Origin of the sequence: Mariniflexile jejuense (genome assembly GCF_042675665.1) — a bacterium.
Classification (GTDB): Bacteria; Bacteroidota; Bacteroidia; order Flavobacteriales; family Flavobacteriaceae; genus Mariniflexile; species Mariniflexile jejuense.
The window spans coordinates 1,038,268-1,062,767 of sequence record NZ_JBHTJI010000001.1; the positions used below are offsets into that span (position 1 = coordinate 1,038,268).

Sequence of the window (24,500 nt, forward strand, 5' to 3'; positions counted from 1 at the left end):
TTATTATTTAAATGTTTATGTGTTTAAAAGTTAAAGTTGTTTACATTTCAACTTGTTCCTTTTTGAACTTTTTACTTAGTTTATGCTTCTGTTGTATTTCTCACTTTTGTTTGATACATAACATTTGGTTTAACACCAACATGCTCTAACAAGTGATACATACGGTTATCTTGTTTAAGTTTTGCAACTTGACTTTCTTTATCATTGATGTCTCCAAAAACCATTGCACCACTTCCACAAGCTGCAGAACATGCTGTTTGGAATTCACCATCTTTAATTTCGCGTCCATCACGTTTTGCATCAAGAATGGTTTTTTGTGTTTTTTGAATACACATAGAACATTTTTCCATAACACCACGAGAACGTACTACAACATCTGGGTTTAATACCATACGACCTAAATCATCGTTCATATGATAATCAAACTCATCGTTTCCTGCATACAAAAACCAGTTGAAACGACGCACTTTGTATGGACAGTTGTTTGCACAATATCTAGTACCTACACAACGGTTGTAAGCCATATGATTTTGACCTTGACGACCATGTGATGTTGCTGCTACTGGACAAACAGTTTCGCAAGGCGCATGATTACAATGTTGACACATAACTGGTTGGAAAGCAACTTGTGGATTAACTGATGCATTTTCCATCTCACCAAATTCGCTTAATGAACTTCCTAAACCAGAAATATTATCTTTTTTCTCATTATCACCTTCAAATGATTCTTCCGATGAATAATATCTATCAATACGCAACCAGTGCATATCACGGCTACGACGTACTTCAGTTTTTCCAACTACTGGCACATTATTTTCAGCATGACAAGCTATCACACAAGCACCACAACCTGTACACGCATTTAAATCGATTGATAAGTTGAAATGATGCCCAATAGAGCGATCAAATTCGTCCCATAAATCTACATCTGGCGAAGTAACAGGAGTTTCTTTATGATCTAAAGATACCATAGGAACAGCGTTCCAATGTTTCTTATCTTTTGTATTGAATATTTCTAAAGATGTTTCTTTAATAATATCACCACGCCCCATCAAGGTATTATGTAACTGTACTGAAGCAAACTCATGCTCTCCAGCTGCAGCCTCAATATTAACGCTTTGTACTGTGTTAAACCCTTGGTATAAAGCATAAGCATTCACACCTGTTTGCATTTCTTCTTTTAAACCTTTCGTTTTTCCGTAACCTAAAGCTAAACCAACACTACCTTTCGCTTGTCCTGGTTGAATCATCACTGGAGCAATAACAGATGTACCGTTTACAGTAACTTTAGCATAACTACCATTTAATGCACCATTGGCTACGTGTTTATTCATTAAACCTAACGCATCTGCATCAGCTTTTGAAATAGTTAAGTAGTTATCCCAAGATGCTCTAGTAATAGGGTCTGGAAACTCTTGTAACCATGGGTTGTTGGCTTGTTGTCCATCTCCCATACCTACTTTGGTATATAATGATAATTCGAAATTTGATTTTTTAACTGAAGCAGCTAAAGTATTGGCTGCATTACCAGAATGTGTTTCAGTTGAGGTTTCAGTAGTTGCAATAACCTCTGTAGCAATAGCGCCAACATAAACACCATCATGTAATGCTTGATTGAATGAACTACCACCTAAAATGGTAGAACCCCAAGCATCTTTAATATAATCGTGATAAGAAACATCGCTTCCTACCCATTTTAATAAAGCTTCTTGAAATTGTCTAGTATCAAATAAAGGTCGAATAGCTGGTTGTGTTAAGGCATAATGTCCTTTTTTCAATTCAACATCGCCCCAAGATTCTAAATAATGAGGTGCTGCGGCCAAATATTGTACTTCAGAAGACGTTTCATCTGCTTTTAAAGAAAAAGCTATAGATAAGTCTGTTTTCTTTAATCCTGCAGCAAAATCAGACGCATTTGGTAAGGTATATAATGGATTTACACCACTCATGATGATTGCTCCTACTTTACCTGCTTTCATGTCTGCAACTAATGCTAAAACAGCACTATCACTTCCTTGCCTTGTTTTAATAGGCGTTTTTGGATCGAACGCTTTACTATTTAAAAAAGCATTTAATTCTAAAACAACAGTTTGTGCATTCACGTCTTGAATACCTGTAACAACAACTGCTTCACTTCCTGCTTTCTTTAATTGAGCTGCTGCTTTTTTAACAGCATCGTCTATATGTGAAGGCAAACTTCCTGAAACAGAACCACCAACAACATAACTATATAATTTAGCTAAAGCTAATTTTTGTTCACTTGGGGTTAATGGCACGCGTTTATCGGCATTCGCACCAGTTAAAGACATATTAGACTCAAACTGAATGTGGCGAGACATTTTACCGTTTTGTGGGATTTTGTTTTTTGAGTATCCTGAATCAAAACCACCACCTTGCCAGTCACCTAAGAAATCGGCACCAACAGAAACAATTGTCATTGCTTTAGAAAAATCGTAATTAGCTAAAGCACGTTCACCGTATTTTGCTTGGTAAGCATCTAACGCAGCCGATTCTGAAACAGCATCGTAAACAACGTGACGAACATTGCCATATTTTTCTTTAAATTCAGCAATTAACTTACTTGTAGAAGGACTTGCGAAAGTTTGCGTTAATAGCACAATTTCTTTACCAGCAGCTTTTAAGTCAGTTAATTTTTGATTCGTTTCTTTATCAAACGTACTCCAAGAAATTGAAGCACCTGATTTTTTAGGACTTTGAACTCTTAAACTATCGTACAACCCTAAAACAGAAGCATTTACCCTAGCATTTGCAAAACCGTTGGTTGCAGCTAATGTATTATTTTCAATTTTTATTGGACGACCCTCACGCGTTTTAACTAAAACACTAGCAAAATCAAAACCATCAGCAATTGTAGTAGCATAGTAGTTAGCAACACCAGGAATAATTTCTTGAGGTTGTACCACGTAAGGAATTGATTTAACCACAGGACCTTCGCAAGCTGCTAGAGATGCTGCAGCTGTACTAAATCCTACATATTTTAAGAAATCGCGACGTGTTGTAGAAGTTGCCTCTAATGTGTTTTTATCTCCTAAAAACGCATCGGTAGGAATTTCTGAAACAAACTCGTTTTGTTTTAGCGTCTCAACAATAGAGCTATTCTCGTTTAGCTCTTCAACACTTTTCCAGTATTTCTTGTTTGATGACATATTATATAATTGAATTACTTCTTATTAAATTTATTAATAGTGGCATTTTCCACATTCTAAACCACCCATTTCTGCTGCGGTTAACTTATCTTTTCCATACTTCTTAGCTAAAGCTTCATGAATTTTAGCATAGTAAGCATTGTCTTTTACGTTAACGTCTGTAGTTCTATGACATTCAATACACCATCCCATAGTTAATGGTGCAAACTGAGAAACTACTTCCATTTCTTCAATTGGACCGTGACATGTTTGACATTCAACACCAGCAACAGTAACGTGTTGTGAATGGTTAAAGTAAACGAAATCAGGTAAGTTATGAATTCGTACCCATTTTACAGGTTGTGATTTTCCAGTATATTTTTGCTCGGTATCATCCCAACCGGCAGCTTTGTATAATTTTTTAATTTCACCATCATAGAACTCTTTTGAATGTTCTGGAGTTGTTTCACCTTTGTATTCATAAATTGATTTATGACAGTTCATACAAACATTTAACGATGGAATTCCTGACGTTTTACTTATTCTTGCTGATGAGTGACAGTATTTACAATCGATACCATTATCTCCAGCGTGAATTTTGTGTGAAAAATGAATAGGTTGTACTGGTTGGTAACCTTGGTCTACACCTACCTGCATTAAATAACCATAAACAAAATAAGCACTAATAAGCAAAAAGAATATAGCAACAACCAACATTAAAAATTGGTTTTGAACAAATGCTTTCCAAAGTGGTGTTCTTTTAGTTTCTTCTGGCAACTCTATGTTTTGAGCTTCAGCAAAACGACGTAATGTTTTGTTTACTAAATATAATCCAGCTGCTAACAAAACAAACAAAATAGCTAAAGCACCTAAAATGATTTGATTTGATATACCTCCAGCAGATGTAGGAACTTCGGCAGCAGCTACAGCACCAGTTTCTCCAGCAGGCGCATCTGCTTTAACTTCGGCAGTATACGCCAAAATATTATCAATATCTTCATTTGATAACTGTGGAAATGCTGTCATTGCAGCACCACCAAACTCGTTATACACTTTGTTTGCGTAAGCGTCTCCAGACTTTATAACTCCAGGGCTATTGTTTACCCATGCATAAATCCAATCTTTACCCAAACCTTGTTCTTCAGACAAGCGTGCTTCTACATTACGTAGCGCAGGCCCTGTCATTTTCTTGTCTAGTTGATGACAAGCTGCACAATTGGCATTAAATAATGACTTCCCCTTTGCTGGATCTCCTTGAGCAGAAAGCGAGGTTGTAAACGCTAAAAACAAAATTAAGCTTACACGAAGAATGTTTATACTTAATCTACGGTGAATCACCTTTCTCATATTGTTGGTCAAATTAACTTCTAAACTTTGGTATGACTTTTGTCATTTATTAAATGAAAAAAATACAGTTAAAAAAATCTCTCGCAAAAGTAATATTAAAAGTCGATTTGGAAAATGTTAGAGAACTGTTAATTGATAATTTAGAGAGATTCTAAATAATAAAAAGAGCCAAAACTAACTTATTAACGTATTACATTTGTATAAATATATTTGAAAATGAAATCTTTAAATTTAAAAATGAATACTTTAAGCTTATTTTGCTTTTTATTAACTGCAAATTATTGTTTTGCGCAACAAGGAACAGTAACCATTAATCAAGATAAAAAAATTACCACTTTGGTAGAAACCAAAAAGGAAATGAATAAAAACGAGCCTGATTCTGATAGATATAAGATTCAAATTTACAATGGGGATCGTTCAAGCGCAGAGTCTGCACAAAGAAATTTTAACTCAAATTTTTCTGATTGGAAAGCAACATTAGAATATGAACCACCAAATTTTAAAATTTGGGCTGGAAACTTCAGAACCCGTTTAGAAGCTGATAGAGCTTTAAAAAAAATAAAAAATAAATTTCCTGCAGCGTTTATTTTTAAACCGAAAAAATAAATTTGATGTTTAGAAAAATAAAAAAAAGCGACCAATTGGTCGCTTTTTTTATTTTATTTATAAACTATTTAAGTTTCTTTTTAACTTCAACTTCATGGAATGCCTCAATAATATCTCCTTCTTGAATATCATTATAATTTTTAATTTGCATACCACAATCAAATCCTTTAGTTACTTCTTTGGCATCATCTTTAAATCGTTTTAATGATGCTAATTCACCTGTGTAAACAACAACACCATCTCTAATTAAACGAACACCAGAATTTCTAAAGATTTTACCATTTGTTACCATACATCCTGCAATACTACCTATTTTAGAAACTTTAAATATTTCTCTTATTTCAGCTGTACCAGTAATTTCTTCTTTAAATACAGGAGACAACATACCTTCCATGGCATCTTTAAGGTCGTTTATAGCATCGTAAATAATAGAATAAGTTCTAATATCGATTTCCTCTTTATCAGCTGTTGCTCTGGCATTACCAACTGGACGCACATTAAATCCTATAATAATGGCATCTGAAGCCGAAGCTAATAACACATCACTTTCAGTAATTGCGCCAACACCTTTGTGTAATATATTTACTTGAATTTCTTCTGTTGATAGTTTTTGGAATGAATCTGTTAAAGCCTCTACAGAACCATCTACATCTCCTTTTAAAATAATATTTAATTGTTTGAAGTCTCCTAGTGCAATACGACGACCAATTTCATCTAATGTAATATGACGTTGTGTTCTAACAGACTGTTCACGTTGTAATTGTGCTCGTTTAGAGGCAATTTGTTTTGCTTCACGCTCATCTTCAAATACATTGAATTTATCACCTGCTTGTGGCGCACCATCTAAACCTAAAATTGACACGGGTGTTGATGGACCTGCGGCAGTAATGTTATTTCCACGTTCATCGTGCATTGCTTTAACTTTACCACTATTTCTGCCAGCTAAAACATAATCGCCTACTTTAAGTGTTCCTGCTTGAACTAAAACGGTAGCTACATAACCACGTCCTTTATCTAAAAACGCCTCAACTACTGTTCCTAAAGCTGGTTTATTTGGGTTTGCTTTTAGCTCTAATAATTCTGCCTCAAGCAATACTTTTTCTAACAATTCTTTTACACCTGTTCCTACTTTTGCTGAAATATCATGGGATTGTATTTTTCCACCCCAATCTTCAACTAGTAAATTCATTTGTGCCAATCCTTCTTTAATTTTTTCAGGATTTGCTGCAGGTTTATCAATTTTATTTATTGCAAATACTATAGGAACACCTGCTGCTTGAGCATGTGCAATGGCCTCTTTGGTTTGCGGCATGATATCATCATCTGCTGCTGCAACAATAATAGCGATATCGGTTACTTGAGCTCCACGTGCACGCATTGCGGTAAAGGCTTCGTGACCAGGAGTATCTAAGAACGCAATTTTTTGACCGTTATCTAATTTTACACCATATGCACCGATGTGCTGAGTTATACCACCAGATTCTCCTGCAATTACATTTTCTTTACGTATATAATCTAAAAGCGATGTTTTACCATGATCTACGTGACCCATAACGGTTACAATTGGTGCTCTTGGTAATAAATCTTCTTCTTTATCTTCAAAAAGTTCTATGGACTCTTCTATATCGGCAGTAACAAACTCAACTTCATATCCAAATTCGTCAGCTACAATAGACAATGTTTCAGCATCTAAACGTTGGTTCATGGTTACCATCATACCAAGTGACATACATGCTGAAATAATTTGAGTTACAGAAACATCCATCATGGTAGCAACTTCGCTTGCTGTAACAAACTCGGTTACTTTAAGAATTTTACTTTCAGCTGCTTCTAGCTCTAAGTTTCTTTCATTTTGATCTCTATGTTGATCTCTTTTATCTCTTCTATATTTTGCGCCTTTTCCTTTAGATGATTTTCCTTGAAGCTTTTCTAAAGTTTCACGTACTTGCTTTTTAACATCTTCATCACTAGGATCTTCTTTAACAATTGGACGTCTAGACTGACCTGGTTTATTACCTTTATATCTATCATTTCCTGGTCTGTTTGAATCGCCACCTCTATTATCGCCACCTTGCTGTGGACCTCCAACTTTACTGATGCGACGACGCTTTTTCTTGTTTGCAGATGAACCAGCTTCACCAGGTTTGCCTTCCGCTTTTTTATCTTCTTTCTTTTTCTTAGGCTTATTAAATTGCGATAAGTCAATTTTATCACCCGCAATTTTTGGACCAGTAAGAACCTGATATTTCGTTTTTACTTTTTCTTCAGGAACTAATTCTCCTTCAGAGTTAGTTCTAAGTTTAACGGGTTCATTAGTTTTTTTAACCTCTGGCTTAGATTCTGGTTTTACTTCCTTTTTAATAGTCTCTGCAACTGCTGGTTTTACCTCTTCCTGTTTAACAACTTCGGGTTCAACAGTTTTTTCTACAACCTCTTCCTTAGGTGCTTCAATTATTTTTTCTTCTTGCTTTGGTATTACAGGAGTTTCTTCAGGTTTTTTAGGTTCTAAATCAATTTTCCCTACCTGCTTTGGGCCTGCAAGTGTTTTTGAAGCTTTTATTATTTCTTCTTTTCTGGCGACCTCTTTTTGTTTCTCTTCAAGCTCACGCTGATGTTGCTCGCGCAACACTTCTTTTTCTTTCTGTTTTGCTTCTCCTACTTCTTTTGATGCTACTTTTTTGTTAGCATCTGTTTGAAATTCGTTTGAAAGAATTGCGTGTACCTCTTCTGATATTTTGGTATTCGGACTTTTTTCCACATCAACGCCTTTTGATTCTAAAAAATCAACAGCGCGGTCAATAGAAATATTGAGTTCACGTAATACTTTATTTAATCTAATTGTGTCAGCCATAAATTGCCTTTAAAATACTCAAATATATGTTATTCTTCGAATTCTTCTCTAAGAATTCTAATAACGTCTTTAATTGTTTCTTCCTCTAAATCGGTTCGTTTCACTAAATCATCAACATCTTGTTCTAAAATACTTTTTGCAGTATCTAATCCAGCTTTACTAAACTCTTCTATTATCCATCCTTCAATTTCATCAGAGAATTCTCTTAACTCAACATCTTCTTCAGCGCCTTCTCTAAACACATCAATCTCATAACCAGTTAATTGACCAGCTAAACGAATGTTATGACCACCTCTACCAATGGCTTTACTTACTTCTTCTGGTTTTAAAATAGCTTCTGCGCGTTTTGTTTCTTCATTTATTTTTATTGAAGTTACTCTTGCAGGACTTAATGCTCTGGTAATATATAATTGTAAATTGTTTGTGTAATTAATAACATCAATATTTTCGTTACCTAATTCGCGTACTATACCGTGAATTCTAGAACCTTTCATACCAACACAAGCACCAACTGGATCAATTCTATCATCGTAAGAATCTACTGCTACTTTTGCTTTTTCACCTGGTATTCTTACTACATTTTTTATGGTAATTAAACCATCAAAAACTTCTGGTATTTCTTGTTCAAACAGTTTTTCTAAAAATGCAGGTGATGTTCTAGACATAATAATAGTAGGTTTTGCACCTTTTAACTCTACACTATCAATTACACCTCTTACATTGTCACCTTTTCTAAAGAAATCTGAAGGGATTTGTTTTTCTTTTGGAAGCACAATTTCGTTACCTTCATCGTCCAATAAAATAACTGCTCTGTGGCGAATGTGATGCACCTCTGCAGTATAAATTTCACCTACTAAATCTTTAAATTGTTTAAAAACTATCGTATTATCGTGTTCATGAATTTTAGAAATCAAGTTTTGGCGTAATGCTAAAATAGCACGTCTTCCTAAATGGATAAGTTTAACTTCTTCAGAAACCTCTTCACCTACTTCAAAATCTGGTTCAATTCTACGTGCTTCAGATATTGAAATTTCTTGGTTTGGTTCTTCAACTTCACCATCGGCAACCACCACTCTATTACGCCATATTTCTAAGTCGCCTTTATCTGGATTTACAATAATATCGAAATTATCGTCATCACCATATTTCTTTTTTAGCGCACTTCTAAATACATCTTCTAAAATAGCCATTAACGTTACTCTGTCAATTAACTTATCGTCTTTGAATTCTGAAAAAGATTCAATTAACGCGATATTCTCCATAACTCTTATTGAATTAAAATTTAATCATAACTTTTGCTTCTACAATATCTTCGTAAGCGATGTTCGCTTGCTTTTTTACAGTTACTTTCCCTTTACCTATTGGCTTAGGTTCTCTAACTTTCCATTCTAATAGTATCTCTGTTTCGGTTGCTTTTACAAGTACACCTTCTAATTTTTCTGAAGGTGTTCTTACCAATAGCTCGCGTTTCAAATTCTTTTTATATTGCCTTTTATTTACTAAAGGCGATGTAGCTCCTGCCGACATAACTTCTAAAGAAAAATCATGTTCTTCTCTATCAATGTTATGTTCAATGGCACGACTTACAAACATGCAATCTTCAACTAAAACACCGTTATCACCATCAATAACAATATTGATATGATTATCTGTGCTAATTGAAAAATCAATTAAAAACAAATCTGGTCGTTCTACCAACGCAGTTTCCAATAAATCTTTAACGGTATTTTTGAACATTTTTATTATGAAAAGAGGGGACTTTCCGTCCCCTCTTTCTTTAGTTTTAGCCTTTCAACGCTGCAAATATATAATATTTTATTGATTTTTAAAGTAATATTTCATAAATTTAGGTACATCTTACTTATGAAATCATGACATAAGCATTTTTAAAATTCTATTCTTTTTTGAATTTCTTGATGCGAATTGCATCTGACCATAATTAAAAAAAATTAACAGATGAAAAAAATACTTGTCCCTACCGATTTTTCTGCCCAGGCTGAAAATGCCTTAAAAGTGGCTGCACAATTAGCTAAAAAGCATAATTGTGAAATTTATTTGCTACACATACTTGAAGTTTCGGTACATACCGTAGATCCTGTAAGTACGTATAACGACTTGCCTGAAGCTATGTTTTTTATGAAACTAGCCCACAAACAATTTGAAGAATTAAAAGCTAAAAACTACTTAAAAGGCTTAACAATACATGAACATGTTGAATTTCATGAAATTTTTAAAGGTATATTTCATGTTTGCAAAAAACAGAGCATAGACCTAATTGTAATGGGCTCTAACGGTGCCAGCGGATTAAAAGAAATGCTTATAGGAAGCAATACCGAAAAAGTAGTTCGAACATCTGAAACGCCCGTGCTTGTTATTAAAAATGAACACCCAATATTTAAAACAAAACACTTTGTTTTTGCATCGGACTTTAACGAAGAAAGCAAAATCCCGTTTAAAAAAGCCATTTCATTTGCTACAATTTTTGGTTCTAAATTACATTTGCTCATGGTGAATACACCTAATCATTTCATGACTTCTAGTGATGCTGAAAGTAGAATGCAGAGCTTTATTAAAGGCATCAAACTACCAAGCCATTCAATAAATATTTACAATGATGTTACTATTGAAACGGGTATTATGAATTTTTCACAATCTATTGATGCAAATTTAATTGGTATGAGCACACATGGCAGACAAGGTATTTCTCATTTCTTTAATGGTAGTATTAGTGAAGATTTGGTAAACCATGCAAAACGCCCTGTAATTACTTTTAAAATTTAGAAATTCTGTAATTAAACAGAAACACAAAGTTTAAAAAGACAAATTTTATGCATAAAAAAATCCCAACCTTTTGATTGGGATTTTTACTTAAATACTTTTAAAAATTACAGCTTTACGAAACGCTTAACTCCGTAATTTGTTGTTTTAATTATATACACACCCGAAGTTAATTGAGAAACATCCACCGCATTTTCATCATTAAATCTTTTTACTTCTTGCCCATTTACATTATAAATGCTTCCTGATATTGTTTTATTAAACTTTAAAGCACCATTATTAACTGGATTTGGGTATATTTTAAAGTCATTTTTTGAAACTTCCTCACTTATACTTAAAACAGTTTCATCAATTTGAATAACACCAACCGAACCGCTTACTTCATAACCTACTAAAAGTAAGTTTTTTGAATTTGGGCTATCAGTAGCTGGAATGAATTTTATAATTTCTGGTGCTGTATCTCCTAAAGCTCTGTTTCCTTTGTAATACGTAATAAACTCAACATCTTTAGGGTTTGTGATATCGTACATTAAGATTGCACTTTGTCTTTCTAAACCAATAAACGCATAGGTTTTACCATCTATTGTGCCAATTGCAACCGCTTCTGGTTCGCCACCTTTATCGTCTGATCTTCCATCTTTTACACCAGCATCTTCATTAAACAATGTAGGTTCTTCTGAATTTATTTTTAATGAAAACTCGTTAGCACTATCAAACACTAGATTTCCGTATTCATCAAAAATTGAAAACGATCTAGCTCCATAAGAATAAATTTGTTCGTAAGTGCCATCGCCATTATAATCACCATCAGCAATTGTAGTTTTTAATCTACCTAAATTAGCATCTGCTTTTAACGTAGCTGCTGTTGGATAATATGCCGCATTTAATGCTAGGTTTTTTACACGAACTTCTTCTGAGTAACCACCATAATCTCTAGAATCGCCTTCGTTTGCTGTTACTATGTAGTTTAAATTACCAACTTTATATGAAGTAATAGCATCTGGCATAAACATACCTAATGTTGGATGTTGTGTAATATTAACGGCATTATCCTTATCGGAAGCATCAAAACCATAATCGTTAGCAAATGATATAATACCCAGCACACTTGCATCGGTAATTCCTGCGCCTGCTAAACCAAAATCGTTATCGTTTATAACAGCAATTTCGTTATTTGGAAGTAACGCGATGCCTTCTGCCTTATCAGAAGATTGATACCCAATAGTTGGTAAGTTTACAACTTTGTTTTTATGAACCGGACGAATGTTTTGAGCAATAATTTCATCTGCTGAAAGTTCCTCCAATTCTTTCCCTCCATAATTACCATTACCTAAAATATTGGTAGCAAAATTAATATCAATTTCAAAAATATATTTTTTACCATAAGTAACTGTTGGTCCTTCTGAATCACGTTCAATAACCAAAAATTTACCTTTTCCAGTATAAACTGCGTCACCTATTTTATCAACTCTTGAAGATGCATAGCCAGCATCTTTATTTCTTTCTAATAAATACACATATTCTTCAACAGGAATTCCTGTATCCGCATTAACTCCTAAAATTCTTATAACATCAGTTTTATTTCTAACTGCTGCACTTGAAGGATTATCTAAAGGCGATTGAATAAATGCGTACACAACGTGTTTAGCAGCATCGTAAGCAATGGCTTCAAAACCTCTGTTATCCCATCTTTTAGAGTACACAGCTGGCAATGTTTCATTACCATAGGCACCAATTGCTTGTGGTGTTGTACCTAATAAAGATGTTCCTGATGGCACAAAACGATCAATTAATTTTCCGGAAGCATCAAATTTATACATAGCTGGTCTATACTCATCACATGCCCAAAAATTTCCGTCTTTATCTATTAAAACACCTTCAAAATCGCCACCAAATTCATCGTAAGGTAATGCATGATATTGTTCCGAAGCTCCATCAACATAATCAGTATTAGTATAAGCTGTAGCAACGTCTGTATACGTTACTGGCACTTCATCAAAACCTGGTATATTTCCTTTTCCAGTTATTGGAGTAATACCATCTTGTCTGGTTAGTAATATTTGGTCATCTAAAGTAATAGCACCTGTTGTTTTGTTTAAAGTGAATTTTACTATTCTACCCTGATAATCTGGCAGTTTAAACGGTCTTAAAGGTTTTGTTGAAGCTGGTGTAACACCAGAAACAGCATCTGCATTTGGTCCTCTATCTGGAATGGCATAAAACACATAATTAGTCGCTGTAGAGTTTGCAGCATCATAAAACAAACCTGAAAAACCACCTAAGTTAACAGGCGCTTGCCCGCCATCATAAACTGGCGTTCCTAAAGTAGGCCAACCCGCAGCTAGTTCATTTATTACATAACTTGTTACTGTTGGTGTGCCTAACATATGGTTTTTATAACCTAGCGGTAAAATATCAATAATAGTATTTGTTGTTAGATTGATAACAACTAAAGCATTATTTTCTTGACAGCCTACATAGGCTTTAGTACCATCTGCTAAAACCGTAATGTATTCTGGTTCCATATCTTGCGAAACCGTAGCTAAACCATTATTTCCAAAAATACGAATACCTTTATTTTGAAGTGATGCTTTTTTGTTATCATAACTATTAAAGTTAATAGATGTTACCGAAGCAGCTAGAACACCAGAACTTAAATCTATTACAGAAATGGTTCCTTCTGGGTCGTTGGTATAATCATCAGATGGTTCACCTTCATTGGCTACTAAAAGTTTCATGCCATCTGGCGTAAATGTTAACATATCTGGCAATGCACCTGCTGTTATTTGGTGTACGTAATCGCCATTTAAATCAAAAAACACAACACTTCCTGGGTTTTGTTTTGGACTTGCTTCTACTGCCACAGCAACTAAACTACCATGTATAGCTATTGAATTTGGACCAGCGCCGTAAGAAGACAAATCGACAGTTTTAACTAAAGTAGGTGTAGAAGGATTACTAATATCTATTATTGTAAAACTATTACCTGCGGAATTTGTAAAAAAGGCTTGCTGATTAGTTACATCGTAAGCCACCGTTTCAGCAGAAGCGGTAACGCCAGTTTGGTAACTTGCCAAGTGCTGAAGCGTGTTTTGACTATTAACTGCCATAAAAGACAATGCTAGAAAACTAGCTAAAAAAGTAATTTTTTTCATTTTATTTAATAGGATTAATTAATTCTATCAAATAAAGTGATTACTGTTTTTTTTGTTATTACCTTACAATTATGTTGGTGTAAAATATCGGCTTTTAATTTTAACTTAATGAAAATTTAAGTTTATGAATGTTATCTAAACATTAAACACGCTGCTAGTTTTGCGTTAGCGATTGAACGGTTTGTTTGAGCTCGTCTACGCAGTAGGCAGCGAGTAGTGAAAGCGCGACCCTTGTGGTAACGCCCAAAGTGTTCAAAAAAAAATCCTGACTCAAAAAAGAATCAGGATTTTTACAATTAATGTTGGCTTACTAGGGCTCGAACCTAGACTCTTCTGGACCAAAACCAGACGTGTTGCCAGTTACACCATAAGCCAATGTGCAATTGAGGGTGCAAATTTAATACAAAGTTTTATTTTCGCAAGCATTTTTTTGAAAAATAATTTCAAATGCTTAACGTTTACTTAAAAACATTCTGAATACCATATTTATTGTTAAATTCGCCACAGTTAATAAACACTATTTTTTTTATGACCAATTTCAATTTTAAAAAATGGAATACTATTTTAGGATGGTTTACTTTTTTAATAGCTCTTGTAACATACGGATTAACAGTTGAACCAACAGTAAGTTTTTGGGATGCTGGTGAATATATTTTAACATCGGCAAAACTACAAGTTGGGCATCCACCTGGAGCGCCATTATTCCAAATGCTTGGAGCATTTTTCTCGATGTTTGCTTTAGAACCTTCGCAAGTTGGGTTTATGATGAATATGATGAGTGCCGTATCTAGCGCATTTACCATTCTTTTCATGTTTTGGACTATTACATTGCTATTAAAAAAGCTGGTTGGTAATAAAAAAGAAATTACTAAAGATAAAGCTATTGCTATTTTAGGCAGCGGTTTTGTTGGTAGTCTTGCTTTTACTTTTACCGATTCGTTTTGGTTTAACGCAGTAGAAACGGAGGTTTATGCCATGGCTACCTTAATTATGGCTGCTATGTTTTGGCTTGGGCTACGTTGGGAACAAGATATGCACAAACCGCGTGGTAACCGTTGGCTTATTTTAATTGCCTTTATTATTGGTTTATCGTTTGGTGTGCATTTTATGGGTTTATTAACCATTCCTGCTATTGGACTTATTTATTACTTTAAAAACTATAAAAATATTACGCTTAAAAACTTCATAGTTGCAAATGTAGCTTCGGTAGCAGTGTTACTTTTTATATTTAAATTATTAGCACCAAACATTCTTAAAATATTCAGTATTTCTGAAATTTTCTTTGTTAATTCTATTGGTCTTCCTTTTAATTCAGGTTCTATAATTGCTGGAATTATATTGGTTGTCACTATTGTTTATTCTTTAAAATACACGCAAAAAAAAGGTTTTGTTCATCTAAATACAGGAATTCTGTGTATAACATTTGTAATTATTGGATTTTCTACATGGTTAATGTTACCAATTCGTGCAAATGCTAATGTGGTTATTAATGAAAATAATCCTTCTAGTGCCAGAGAATTATTGGCTTATTACAACCTAGAACAATACCCAGAAACACACTTGTTTTATGGCCCACAATTTACCGACCAATATGCCTATTTAGATGAAAACAACCCTTATGTTGACGATAAGCCTAAATACGAAAAAGATGAAGCTAAAGGTAAATATGTTATTGTAAACAACTACAAAAAAGCAAAACAGAATTACAACCACAAACACGCTTCTCTTTTACCAAGAATGTGGAGTGCAGAACATGCTGAAAACTACATGATGTTTTCTGGATATTTAGATTTTAAGTTGAAACCTGAATACCAAATGGAAAATGAATTGCGCACTGCAATTAATAACTTTAAAAGTGATGTGGCAAAAGGTTCGGTTGATTATGAAGATTATAACAATTTCTTAAAACGCTTTAAAAGTTACATTGATATTGAAAAACCAAGTTTAATGCAAAACGTTAAGTACATGTTTGAATACCAACTTGGGTACATGTATTGGCGTTATTTTATGTGGAATTTCTCTGGAAGACAAGATGATATTCAAGGAAAATACGATAACCACGGCAATTGGATAACTGGTATTAAACCTTTAGATGAAAAACTTTTAGGTTTCTCGCAAGACAATTTACCTAGCGATGTTGTAAATAACAAAGCAAGAAACACTTATTATTTGTTACCACTTATTTTGGGCTTAATTGGTTTCTTCTTCTTATTTAATAAAAACAAAAACGTATTCTGGATTTTATTAGTGTTTTTCCTATTTACAGGTATTGCCATACAGGTATATACAAACGTACGCCCTTTTGAACCGCGCGAGCGTGATTACTCGGTAGTTGGTTCGTTTTACGTATTTGCACTTTGGATTGGCTTTGGTGTATATGCACTATTTGATGCTTTAAAAAAATTCATATCACCTAAACTTTTAGCACCTGCCATTTCTATTATTTGTTTGGTTTTAGTACCTGGTATTATGGCTGCAAACAATTGGGACGACCACGACCGTTCGGACAAATACACCGCCAAATCTATGGCTAAAATGTATTTAGATTCCTGTGCCGAAAATGGTATTTTGTTCACTATTGGAGACAACGATACCTTCGCACTATGGTATGCTCAAGAAATTGAAGGTTATAGAACCGATGTGCGTGTGGTAAACACCAGCTTATTTCAAACCGATTGGTATATAGACCAAATGAAACGTAAAGCGTATGAAAGCGACCCAATTCCTTCGCAATTAACACACGATTTATATAAATATGGCACTAATGATTATATCATTATAGAACCTGTTGTTAAAGACACATTACAGGTAAAACAGTTTTTAGACTTTGTTGCAAGCAATAACCCTAAAACGAAATACAAATACATTTTAGAACAAAAAGGAGTTGATGTATCTCAAGTTAGAGAACAAGATTTAGAAGCTAGTTATTTGCCTACCGAATTTTTAAGAATTCCTGTAAACAAAGAAAATGTTTTAAAATATGGTATTGTAAACCCAAAAGATGCCAATAAAATTGTATCTGAAATAAACATTAAAGTAACAGGTGGTGCATTATACAAAAACCGTCTTTTAATGCTTGATATTGTTGCCAATAACGATTGGAAACGCCCTATATATTTCACTGGTGGAAGCTTTGGTGACGACGATTATATTTGGATGAAAGATTACCTACAGCTAGATGGTATGTGCTACAAATTAGTACCAATCAAAACACCTGTAGATAAAGCAAACCCGTTTGACATGGGACGTGTAGATAGCGAGCTTATGTACAAAAAAGTTAAAAAATGGGATTGGGGTAATAGCGGTGGCGATATTTATCACGACCCAGAAACACGTAAAAACTCAATAACATACAGAGGTAATTTAGCCCGATTAATGGAACAATTACTAACCGAAAAGAAGTTAGACAAAGCTGAAAACATTGCAGATATTGCCATGACTAATATGCCTGTAGAATATTTTGGTTACTATACGCTTTTAGAACCTTATGTTAGCGGATACTATGAAGTTGGCAACAAACAAAAAGCACAAAAACTATTTAAAGAAGTTGCTAAAAAATACCAAGAGAATTTAACATATTACAGTAAACTTAAAACCGAAAACCAAGAGCGTTTATTTGAAGATATTTATACAGATATTGAACGTTATAAAGGTTTATTGAATGTATTGGTGAAATACGATCCTAAGTTTGCTGAAACAGAAGGTGCTATTTTTAATAATCATTTGATGTTATTTAAGCATTTTTACGGCGATTCATCAAAAGACAAACAAACTCCTAGAACAGAATTAGATATTCCTGAAACCGATAGTACTATCGATTTCACAACCGAATAAGGCATGACCTTAACACCTGTAAAAACACCATTAGTTGCAAAAAAAATGTTCCCAAACTATGTTTGGGACATTGCAACTAATAATAAGCTTATTTACCTAACGTTTGATGATGGTCCAACAGCAGAAATTACAAATTGGACATTAAACACCTTAAAAGCGTACAACGCCAAAGCTACTTTTTTCTGTATTGGTAATAATATTGAAAAGCATCCAGATATATTTCAAAATATAATTGAAGAAGGTCATGCCATTGGCAACCATACTCAAAACCATATAAAGGGCTGGAAAACAAAAGCAAAAGACTATCTAGAAAATATTGCTGAAGCTGAAAAGGTAATTAATACTAAAGTTCCAAATTCTGTAATCGTCAAACTATTTCGCCCGCCATACGGTCAAATTACTCCAAAACAGGGTAAAAAACTATTAGAATTAAATTACAAAGTTATAATGTGGGATGTTTTATCCTTTGATTGGGATAAAGATGTTCCTAAAGAAACATGCTTAAAAAACGTAATTTCAAATACAACAAACGGTAGTATTGTAGTGTTTCATGATAGTGTTAAAGCATCAAAGAACATGCAATATACATTACCTAAAGTATTAGAATATTTTAGCAAAAAAGGGTTTTCGTTTGAAGCTTTATAACCAACCCATCAGCATCTAGTCAATATATATAAGGCGATTGCTTTTTCACCTTAAAGACAGAAACCAAAATATTATTAAACATATTTTTGAATAATACCAATAAGTGTATTGGCATCTAACTCGCCACTTTGGCGCCATTTCATCTCGCCATCTTTATAAATTATTAATGTTGGCAATGTTTTAACCCGCAATGCTTCGGCTAGTTCTGCATTTTTTTCAACATCAATTTTTATAACTTTAGCTTTATCGCCAAGTGCAGCTGCCACATCTCTTAAAACGGCATGCATATCGGTAGATTGATCATTCCAATCTGTAAAAAAATCTAACAGAACAGGAATTTCAACATCAATAAGTTCCCCAAATTTTGACATACTTTATTGTTTATTAGTCAAATGTACTATACAAACCTACGCAATTTTTCGAATATATCAATAAACACGGTATTTATAATGCATTATTGTAAATTTAAACATAAAAAATAACATATAAAAAGAGAAATGCTAAGTAGCTTTTGTTCCTTTTTTAAGTTCTATTACTGTTATTTCTGGCCATATACCTACACGACCCGGAAATGCCAAATACCCAAAACCTCTGTTTACGTTTATGTATTGACCCATATTATTATAAATGCCTGCCCAATATTTGTAACGCCATTTTGCTGGACTCCATTTAAACCATCCAGGAATTTCTATACCAAATTGCATACCATGAGTATGCCCACTTAAGGTTAAATGATAATGGTAATCATCATTCACAACTTTCTTTTCCCAATGTGTTGGATCGTGACTCATTAAAACTTTAAAATCGGTTGCTTTTATGTTTTGCGCTGCTTTTTTTAAATCGCCTGCTTGTTTAAAACCGCCTGTTCCCCAATTTTCAACACCTAGTAACGCAATTTTTTCTCCATCTTTTTCTATATAGCGATGTTCGTTTAACAATAAATCGAATCCTATTTGTTTTTGTATTGCTTTTAAATCTTCTAAATTTTGGTGTTTTGCAGCTTCAGAATCCCATGTTACATAATCGCCATAGTCATGATTTCCTAATACAGAAAATTTACCGTCTTTAGCATAAAGCTTATTAAACACATCTAGGTATGGATGCATTTCCTCTGCTTTGTTGTTCACCATGTCGCCTGTAAATAATATCACATCACTTTGTTGTTCATTCACTAGGTTTACAGCGTATTTTACTTTTTCAACATCATCAAAACTTCCTGAGTGTATATCACTTATCTGGGTTATTTTATAGCCATCAAAAGCCTGTGGCAAATCTTCAAAAGTTAAGGTGTATTTTAAAACTTTAAAATTGTATTTTCCTTTGTAAATACCATACAAAACAGATGCTAATGGAATAGCTGCTAAACCCATTGCTATTTGACTTACAAATTGCCTACGCGACGGGAAGTAATTGCCTTTAGCCGTTTCGCCTTCGGTAAAATAACGGTAAATAGCTTGTGGTACTCTAAAAATATCTTCGGCAAGCATACCTAAAAGAAGAATCATTTTAGGAATTGTAATTGCTATAAGAAACCCAATAGCATACGAATTGGCTACAGTAAAACCATTACTTCTGTTAAATCCATAAAAATTGTATACAAAATTGCCAACTACCAAAACAGCTATAAGCCAATATAAAATGTGAAGCCAATTATTTTTTGAAACCGTTTTAAATGCTTGAAAAGCATAAACATCAACAATTGTAAAAATGACTAGGAAAATAATCCAACGAAGCATAAATTTCAAATTAATTGGTAAAGTTACTAATTTCATTTGCTGTTTTTCTTATCAAACTGTTAAACATTTATGTACTATCTATTGGGTTTTTGGTAATAAATTTTTGGCAATGGGTAAAAAAAATTATCAATCACAACCCTTAATCCTTAAATCAAAGAATAGTTTTTGTAGTTTTGGTTTCTTGTCTTTTTTAGCGCAGTCGAGAACATATTTAAAGTAAATGGTTTATAAAAAATTTTCAACTGCGCTCAAGATGACTTGGTTGTTTCAATTTAATATTTCAAAAATGTCCGATCAAAAACGCCTATTTTTAGTAGATGCTTATGCTTTAATTTTTCGTGGGTACTATGCCTTTATAAAAAACCCAAGAATCAACTCTAAAGGTGTAGATACATCGGCCATTATGGGTTTTATGAACTCGCTTTTAGATGTTATAAAACGTGAACGACCAGATCATTTAGCAGTTTGTTTTGATAAAGGCGGAAGTGCCGACCGTGTAGAAATGTTTGAAGCTTACAAAGCTAACCGCGATGAAACACCAGAAGCAATAAAAATTGCAGTACCATACATCCAAGATATTTTAAAAGCAATGCACATTCCTATAATGGTGAAGGAAGGCTATGAAGCCGATGATGTTATTGGAACGCTTTCAAAACAAGCAGAAAAGGAAGGTTACAAAACCTTTATGGTAACGCCCGACAAGGATTTTGCACAACTAGTTTCAGAAAATATATTTATGTATCGCCCCGTTTTTGGTGGTGGTTATGAAACCTGGGGAATTGAAGAAGTTAAGAAAAAATTTGAAGTAACTAACCCATTACAAGTAATAGATTTTTTAGGAATGATGGGTGATAGTAGTGATAATATTCCTGGGCTACCAGGTGTTGGTGAAAAAACTGCTAAAAAGTTTTTAGCACAATATGGCAGTATGGAAAACCTTTTAGCAAACACTCATGAATTAAAAGGTAAAATGAAGGAAAACATTGAAGGTGCTAAAGAATTAGGGTTGCTCTCAAAAAAACTAGCAACCATTATGCTAGATGTTCCTGTAACATTTGATGCGAAAGATTTTGAATTAGACCAACCCAATTTACCTAAGGTTACCGAAATTTTTATGGAGTTAGAATTCCGTCAATTACTTTCAAACTTTGAAAAAACATTTTCGGTTGAAGCTGTTTCAAATGCAAGCGAAACTACTTCTGAAAACACAGAAACCAAAGCAACTCCAAAAGAAACAAAATCGGCTGGAGCTGGACAATTTTCCTTATTTGGAGGAGATATTTCTTCCGCGGAAGCGCCAAAAGAAAACACATTTACACGTAAAACAGCCGAAACAACATCGCATTTTTACCAAAGTGTAGCCTCGGGTATGGCAACCAAACTGTTTATTAAAAACTTAATGAGCCAAACAAGTGTTTGTTTTGATACTGAAACTACCAATATTAACCCAATTACAGCACAATTGGTTGGCATTGCTTTTTCTTGGGAAGTTGGTAAAGGCTTTTATTTACCTTTTCCTGAAAATAAAGACGAAGCACAAGAATTAATAGAACAATTGCGTCCGTTTTTCGAAAGCGAAACCATTGAAAAAATTGGTCAGAATTTAAAATATGATATAAAAGTGTTGGCTAAATACAATGTAACAGTAAAAGGAAAACTGTTCGATACCATGTTGGCACACTATTTAATTAACCCAGACATGCGTCATAATATGGATGTACTGGCGGAAACGTATTTGAACTACACACCTATTTCAATTGAAGAATTAATCGGGAAAAAAGGCAAAAACCAAATAACCATGCGCGATGTTGCATTGGATAAACAAACAGAATATGCTGTTGAAGATGCCGATATTACGCTTCAATTAAAAGAACATTTTGAAAAAGAATTAGGCGAAGCCAATACCCAAAAACTATTTGATGAAATAGAAGTTCCGTTGCTTCGTGTATTGGCAGCTATGGAATTGGAAGGTATTAATTTAGATGAAAACTTTTTAAATACTTTGTCAGAACAGCTAGAAATAGACATCAAATCTTTGGAAACAAAAATTTATGCAGAAGCTGGCGAAGAATTCAACATAGCATCTCCAAAACAACTAGGTGATATTTTGTTCGATAAATTAAAATTAGTGGATAAACCTAAAAAAACAAAAACAGGACAATACGCCACTTCCGAAGATATTTTAAGTTACCTAGCCAAAGACCACGCTATTATTCAACACATATTAGATTTTAGAGGTTTATCGAAACTAAAAAGTACCTATGTAGATGCATTACCAACACAAGTAGAGCCATCAACAGGCAGAGTGCATACCGATTATATGCAAACTGTTGCAGCAACTGGGCGACTTTCAAGTAACAACCCGAACCTTCAAAATATTCCAATTCGTACCGAAAGAGGAAGACAAGTACGTAAAGCATTTATTCCGCGAAACGAAGATTATGTGTTACTAGCTGCCGATTATTCGCAAATAGAATTACGCATCATTGCTGCTTTAAGTAATGAAGAAACCATGATTTCAGCCTTTAAAAACGGTGAAGATATTCACGCCTCAACAGCTTCAAAAGTTTTTAATGTGCCTATAGAAAACGTAACGCGCGAACAACGTAGCAATGCTAAAACCGTAAATTTTGGTATTATATATGGTGTTTCAGCTTTTGGATTAAGTAATCAAACCGATTTATCGCGAAGTGAATCTAAAGAACTAATTGACACCTATTATGAAACCTACCCAAAACTACGTAAATACATTAGTGAACAAATTGATTTTGCGCGCGATAATGGCTATGTACAAACCGTTTTGGGCAGACGTCGTTATTTAAACGATATCAATTCTAGAAACGCTGTAGTTCGTGGAGCTGCCGAACGTAATGCTGTAAACGCACCTATACAAGGTAGTGCAGCAGACATTATTAAATTGGCAATGATTAAAATTTACGAAAAACTTCAAGCCGGAAACTTTAAAACTAAAATGCTATTGCAAGTACATGATGAGTTGGTTTTTGATGTTTACAAGCCTGAATTAGACACCATCAAAACCCTTGTTAAAACCGAAATGGAAAATGCTTACAAACTGGAAGTGCCTTTAGATGTAGATTTAGGCGTTGGTAACGACTGGTTAGAAGCACATTAATTTCATCTAAAAAAACATTCAATTTTTCAACTAATTTTCAACCTAAATAAAACACAAAACCATATTATGCCATCACCAACTTCAGAATGTCTATACTGTCAAAACAACGACACATTACATAGTTTAATGATTAAAATTTGCGATTTAGAGGTTTCGCAATTATTCCTGTTTAAAGAGCAATCTTACACAGGTCGCTGCAATGTAGTTTACAATAATCATGCAGTAGAATTTCATGAATTAAATGACGAACAACGCAATGCTTTTATGAAAGATGTTGCAACGGTTGGTAAAGCCATATCAAAAGCATTTAACCCAGACAAAATAAATTACGGTGCTTTTTCAGATACCTTATCGCATTTACACATGCATATTGTACCTAAATATAAAGATGGCTATAAATTTGGAGGTGTTTTTGAAATGAACCCAAACTTAACTAAACTTTCTGAAACTGATTGCGCAAAACTAATTGAACAAATTAAAGCTAATTTGTAAGCCTTTATTAATGTAAACAACAATTTTAACCGTGTTAATTTAATTATTATGAATACAACTATTGAAACAGTTGATGATTATATTAATAATTTCTCTTCTGAAATACAGGAAAAACTAAATACGATTAGAAAAATCATACTTGATAATGCACTTGATGTTGTAGAGTCCATTTCTTATGGTATGCCCGCTTACAAAACACACAAAAAACCACTTGTCTATTTTGCCGCTTATGCAAAGCATATTGGTTTTTATGCTACCCCAACAGGGCATATCGCATTTGCGGAAGAATTAAAAGGCTACAAACAAGGAAAAGGCTCTGTTCAATTTCCTATTGATGCACCACTTCCTTTCGATTTAATAACGCGTATTGTGAAATTTAGAGTTAATGAGAATGTTGAAAAATTTAACAAAAATTAAATATGCTAACCGCAATCCATCCTAAACTTCCAATGCGAAACAAAACAGTTACTAAAAATTACTATGTAACCAAATTAGGTTTTAAAGTGTTTGGAAGTGCCGATTTTGACGGGTATTTAATGATTGAAAAAGATAATATACAAATCCATTTTTTTGAATACAAAGCACTTAACCCTAAAGAAAATTATGGACAACTTTACATTCGTACCAATAGCATTGATACGCTTTACAATTCATTTTTAGAAAAAGGAATAAGCATCCATCCTGCTGGACATTTACAAATAAAACCTTGGGGACAAAAAGAGTTTTCCTTACTTGATCCTGACAATAATTTAATAACTTTTGGAGAAGCTATTTAAA

16 protein-coding genes and 1 tRNA gene are annotated in these 24,500 nt (G+C 33.7%); 8 read left to right on the forward strand and 9 right to left on the reverse strand.

Translation table 11 applies throughout. The features are described 5' to 3' along the window. Window positions 1-80: 80 nt before the first annotated feature. The gene (locus tag ACFQ1R_RS04435) at window positions 81-3,167 is read right to left on the reverse strand and encodes a TAT-variant-translocated molybdopterin oxidoreductase (RefSeq protein WP_379924899.1); all 3,087 of its coding nucleotides are present in this window, start codon (window positions 3,165-3,167) and stop codon (window positions 81-83) included. Window positions 3,168-3,200: 33 nt separating this feature from the next. Then, the gene (locus tag ACFQ1R_RS04440) at window positions 3,201-4,493 is read right to left on the reverse strand and encodes a cytochrome c3 family protein (protein WP_379924900.1); all 1,293 of its coding nucleotides are present in this window, start codon (window positions 4,491-4,493) and stop codon (window positions 3,201-3,203) included. Between the two features lie 216 nt (window positions 4,494-4,709). Here ACFQ1R_RS04440 and ACFQ1R_RS04445 point away from each other — a divergent pair, with 216 nt between their 5' ends. Further along, entirely contained in the window at window positions 4,710-5,099 is a 390-nt protein-coding gene (locus ACFQ1R_RS04445; RefSeq protein WP_379924901.1) for an SPOR domain-containing protein, read from the forward strand. Between the two features lie 64 nt (window positions 5,100-5,163). On the opposite strand, the gene infB is transcribed toward ACFQ1R_RS04445, so the two are convergent. The 3 genes from infB to rimP are packed head-to-tail and all read right to left on the reverse strand — an operon-like array spanning window position 5,164 to window position 9,687. After that, the gene (gene infB, locus ACFQ1R_RS04450) at window positions 5,164-7,950 is read right to left on the reverse strand and encodes a translation initiation factor IF-2 (protein ID WP_379924902.1); all 2,787 of its coding nucleotides are present in this window, start codon (window positions 7,948-7,950) and stop codon (window positions 5,164-5,166) included. Between the two features lie 29 nt (window positions 7,951-7,979). After that, on the reverse strand, window positions 7,980-9,212 hold the full coding sequence (gene nusA / locus ACFQ1R_RS04455; protein WP_379924904.1) for a transcription termination factor NusA: 1,233 nt from the start codon (window positions 9,210-9,212) through the stop codon (window positions 7,980-7,982). 13 nt (window positions 9,213-9,225) lie between these two features. Continuing rightward, window positions 9,226-9,687, reverse strand: coding sequence for a ribosome assembly cofactor RimP (gene rimP, locus ACFQ1R_RS04460; RefSeq protein WP_379924905.1), 462 nt, complete (start codon window positions 9,685-9,687; stop codon window positions 9,226-9,228). A gap of 219 nt (window positions 9,688-9,906) precedes the next feature. Between rimP and ACFQ1R_RS04465 the strand changes: the two genes are divergently transcribed. Beyond that, complete coding sequence (locus tag ACFQ1R_RS04465) at window positions 9,907-10,731, forward strand: universal stress protein (protein WP_379924906.1); 825 nt, start codon at window positions 9,907-9,909, stop codon at window positions 10,729-10,731. Window positions 10,732-10,835: 104 nt separating this feature from the next. Here the strand turns inward: ACFQ1R_RS04465 and ACFQ1R_RS04470 are convergent, their stop codons facing one another. After that, complete coding sequence (locus ACFQ1R_RS04470) at window positions 10,836-13,883, reverse strand: choice-of-anchor I domain-containing protein (protein ID WP_379924907.1); 3,048 nt, start codon at window positions 13,881-13,883, stop codon at window positions 10,836-10,838. A 302-nt stretch (window positions 13,884-14,185) separates the two neighbouring features. Beyond that, window positions 14,186-14,258 (reverse strand) — tRNA-Gln (locus ACFQ1R_RS04475). 153 nt (window positions 14,259-14,411) lie between these two features. Between ACFQ1R_RS04475 and ACFQ1R_RS04480 the strand changes: the two genes are divergently transcribed. Then, the gene (locus tag ACFQ1R_RS04480; RefSeq protein WP_379924908.1) at window positions 14,412-17,717 is read left to right on the forward strand and encodes a glycosyltransferase family 117 protein; all 3,306 of its coding nucleotides are present in this window, start codon (window positions 14,412-14,414) and stop codon (window positions 17,715-17,717) included. A gap of 3 nt (window positions 17,718-17,720) precedes the next feature. Beyond that, window positions 17,721-18,362: a polysaccharide deacetylase family protein gene (locus tag ACFQ1R_RS04485; protein WP_379924909.1), complete on the forward strand. Its 642-nt coding sequence runs from the start codon at window positions 17,721-17,723 to the stop codon at window positions 18,360-18,362. A gap of 74 nt (window positions 18,363-18,436) precedes the next feature. Here the strand turns inward: ACFQ1R_RS04485 and ACFQ1R_RS04490 are convergent, their stop codons facing one another. Beyond that, window positions 18,437-18,733, reverse strand: coding sequence for a thioredoxin family protein (locus ACFQ1R_RS04490; protein WP_379924910.1), 297 nt, complete (start codon window positions 18,731-18,733; stop codon window positions 18,437-18,439). A gap of 129 nt (window positions 18,734-18,862) precedes the next feature. Further along, entirely contained in the window at window positions 18,863-20,098 is a 1,236-nt protein-coding gene (locus ACFQ1R_RS04495) for a metallophosphoesterase (RefSeq protein ID WP_379926305.1), read from the reverse strand. A 286-nt stretch (window positions 20,099-20,384) separates the two neighbouring features. On the opposite strand from ACFQ1R_RS04495, the gene polA reads away from it, so the two are divergent. The 4 genes from polA to ACFQ1R_RS04515 all read left to right on the forward strand — a co-directional run bounded on the left by polA (window position 20,385) and on the right by ACFQ1R_RS04515 (window position 24,499). After that, on the forward strand, window positions 20,385-23,231 hold the full coding sequence (gene polA, locus ACFQ1R_RS04500; RefSeq protein ID WP_379924911.1) for a DNA polymerase I: 2,847 nt from the start codon (window positions 20,385-20,387) through the stop codon (window positions 23,229-23,231). 66 nt (window positions 23,232-23,297) lie between these two features. Then, window positions 23,298-23,723, forward strand: a complete 426-nt coding sequence (locus tag ACFQ1R_RS04505) for an HIT family protein (protein ID WP_379924912.1) — start codon at window positions 23,298-23,300, stop codon at window positions 23,721-23,723. 48 nt (window positions 23,724-23,771) lie between these two features. Further along, window positions 23,772-24,140 (forward strand): iron chaperone, encoded by a 369-nt coding sequence (locus ACFQ1R_RS04510; RefSeq protein WP_379924913.1) that lies wholly within the window; start codon window positions 23,772-23,774, stop codon window positions 24,138-24,140. 2 nt (window positions 24,141-24,142) lie between these two features. Continuing rightward, on the forward strand, window positions 24,143-24,499 hold the full coding sequence (locus ACFQ1R_RS04515) for a bleomycin resistance protein (protein ID WP_379924914.1): 357 nt from the start codon (window positions 24,143-24,145) through the stop codon (window positions 24,497-24,499). Window position 24,500 lies beyond the last annotated feature (1 nt).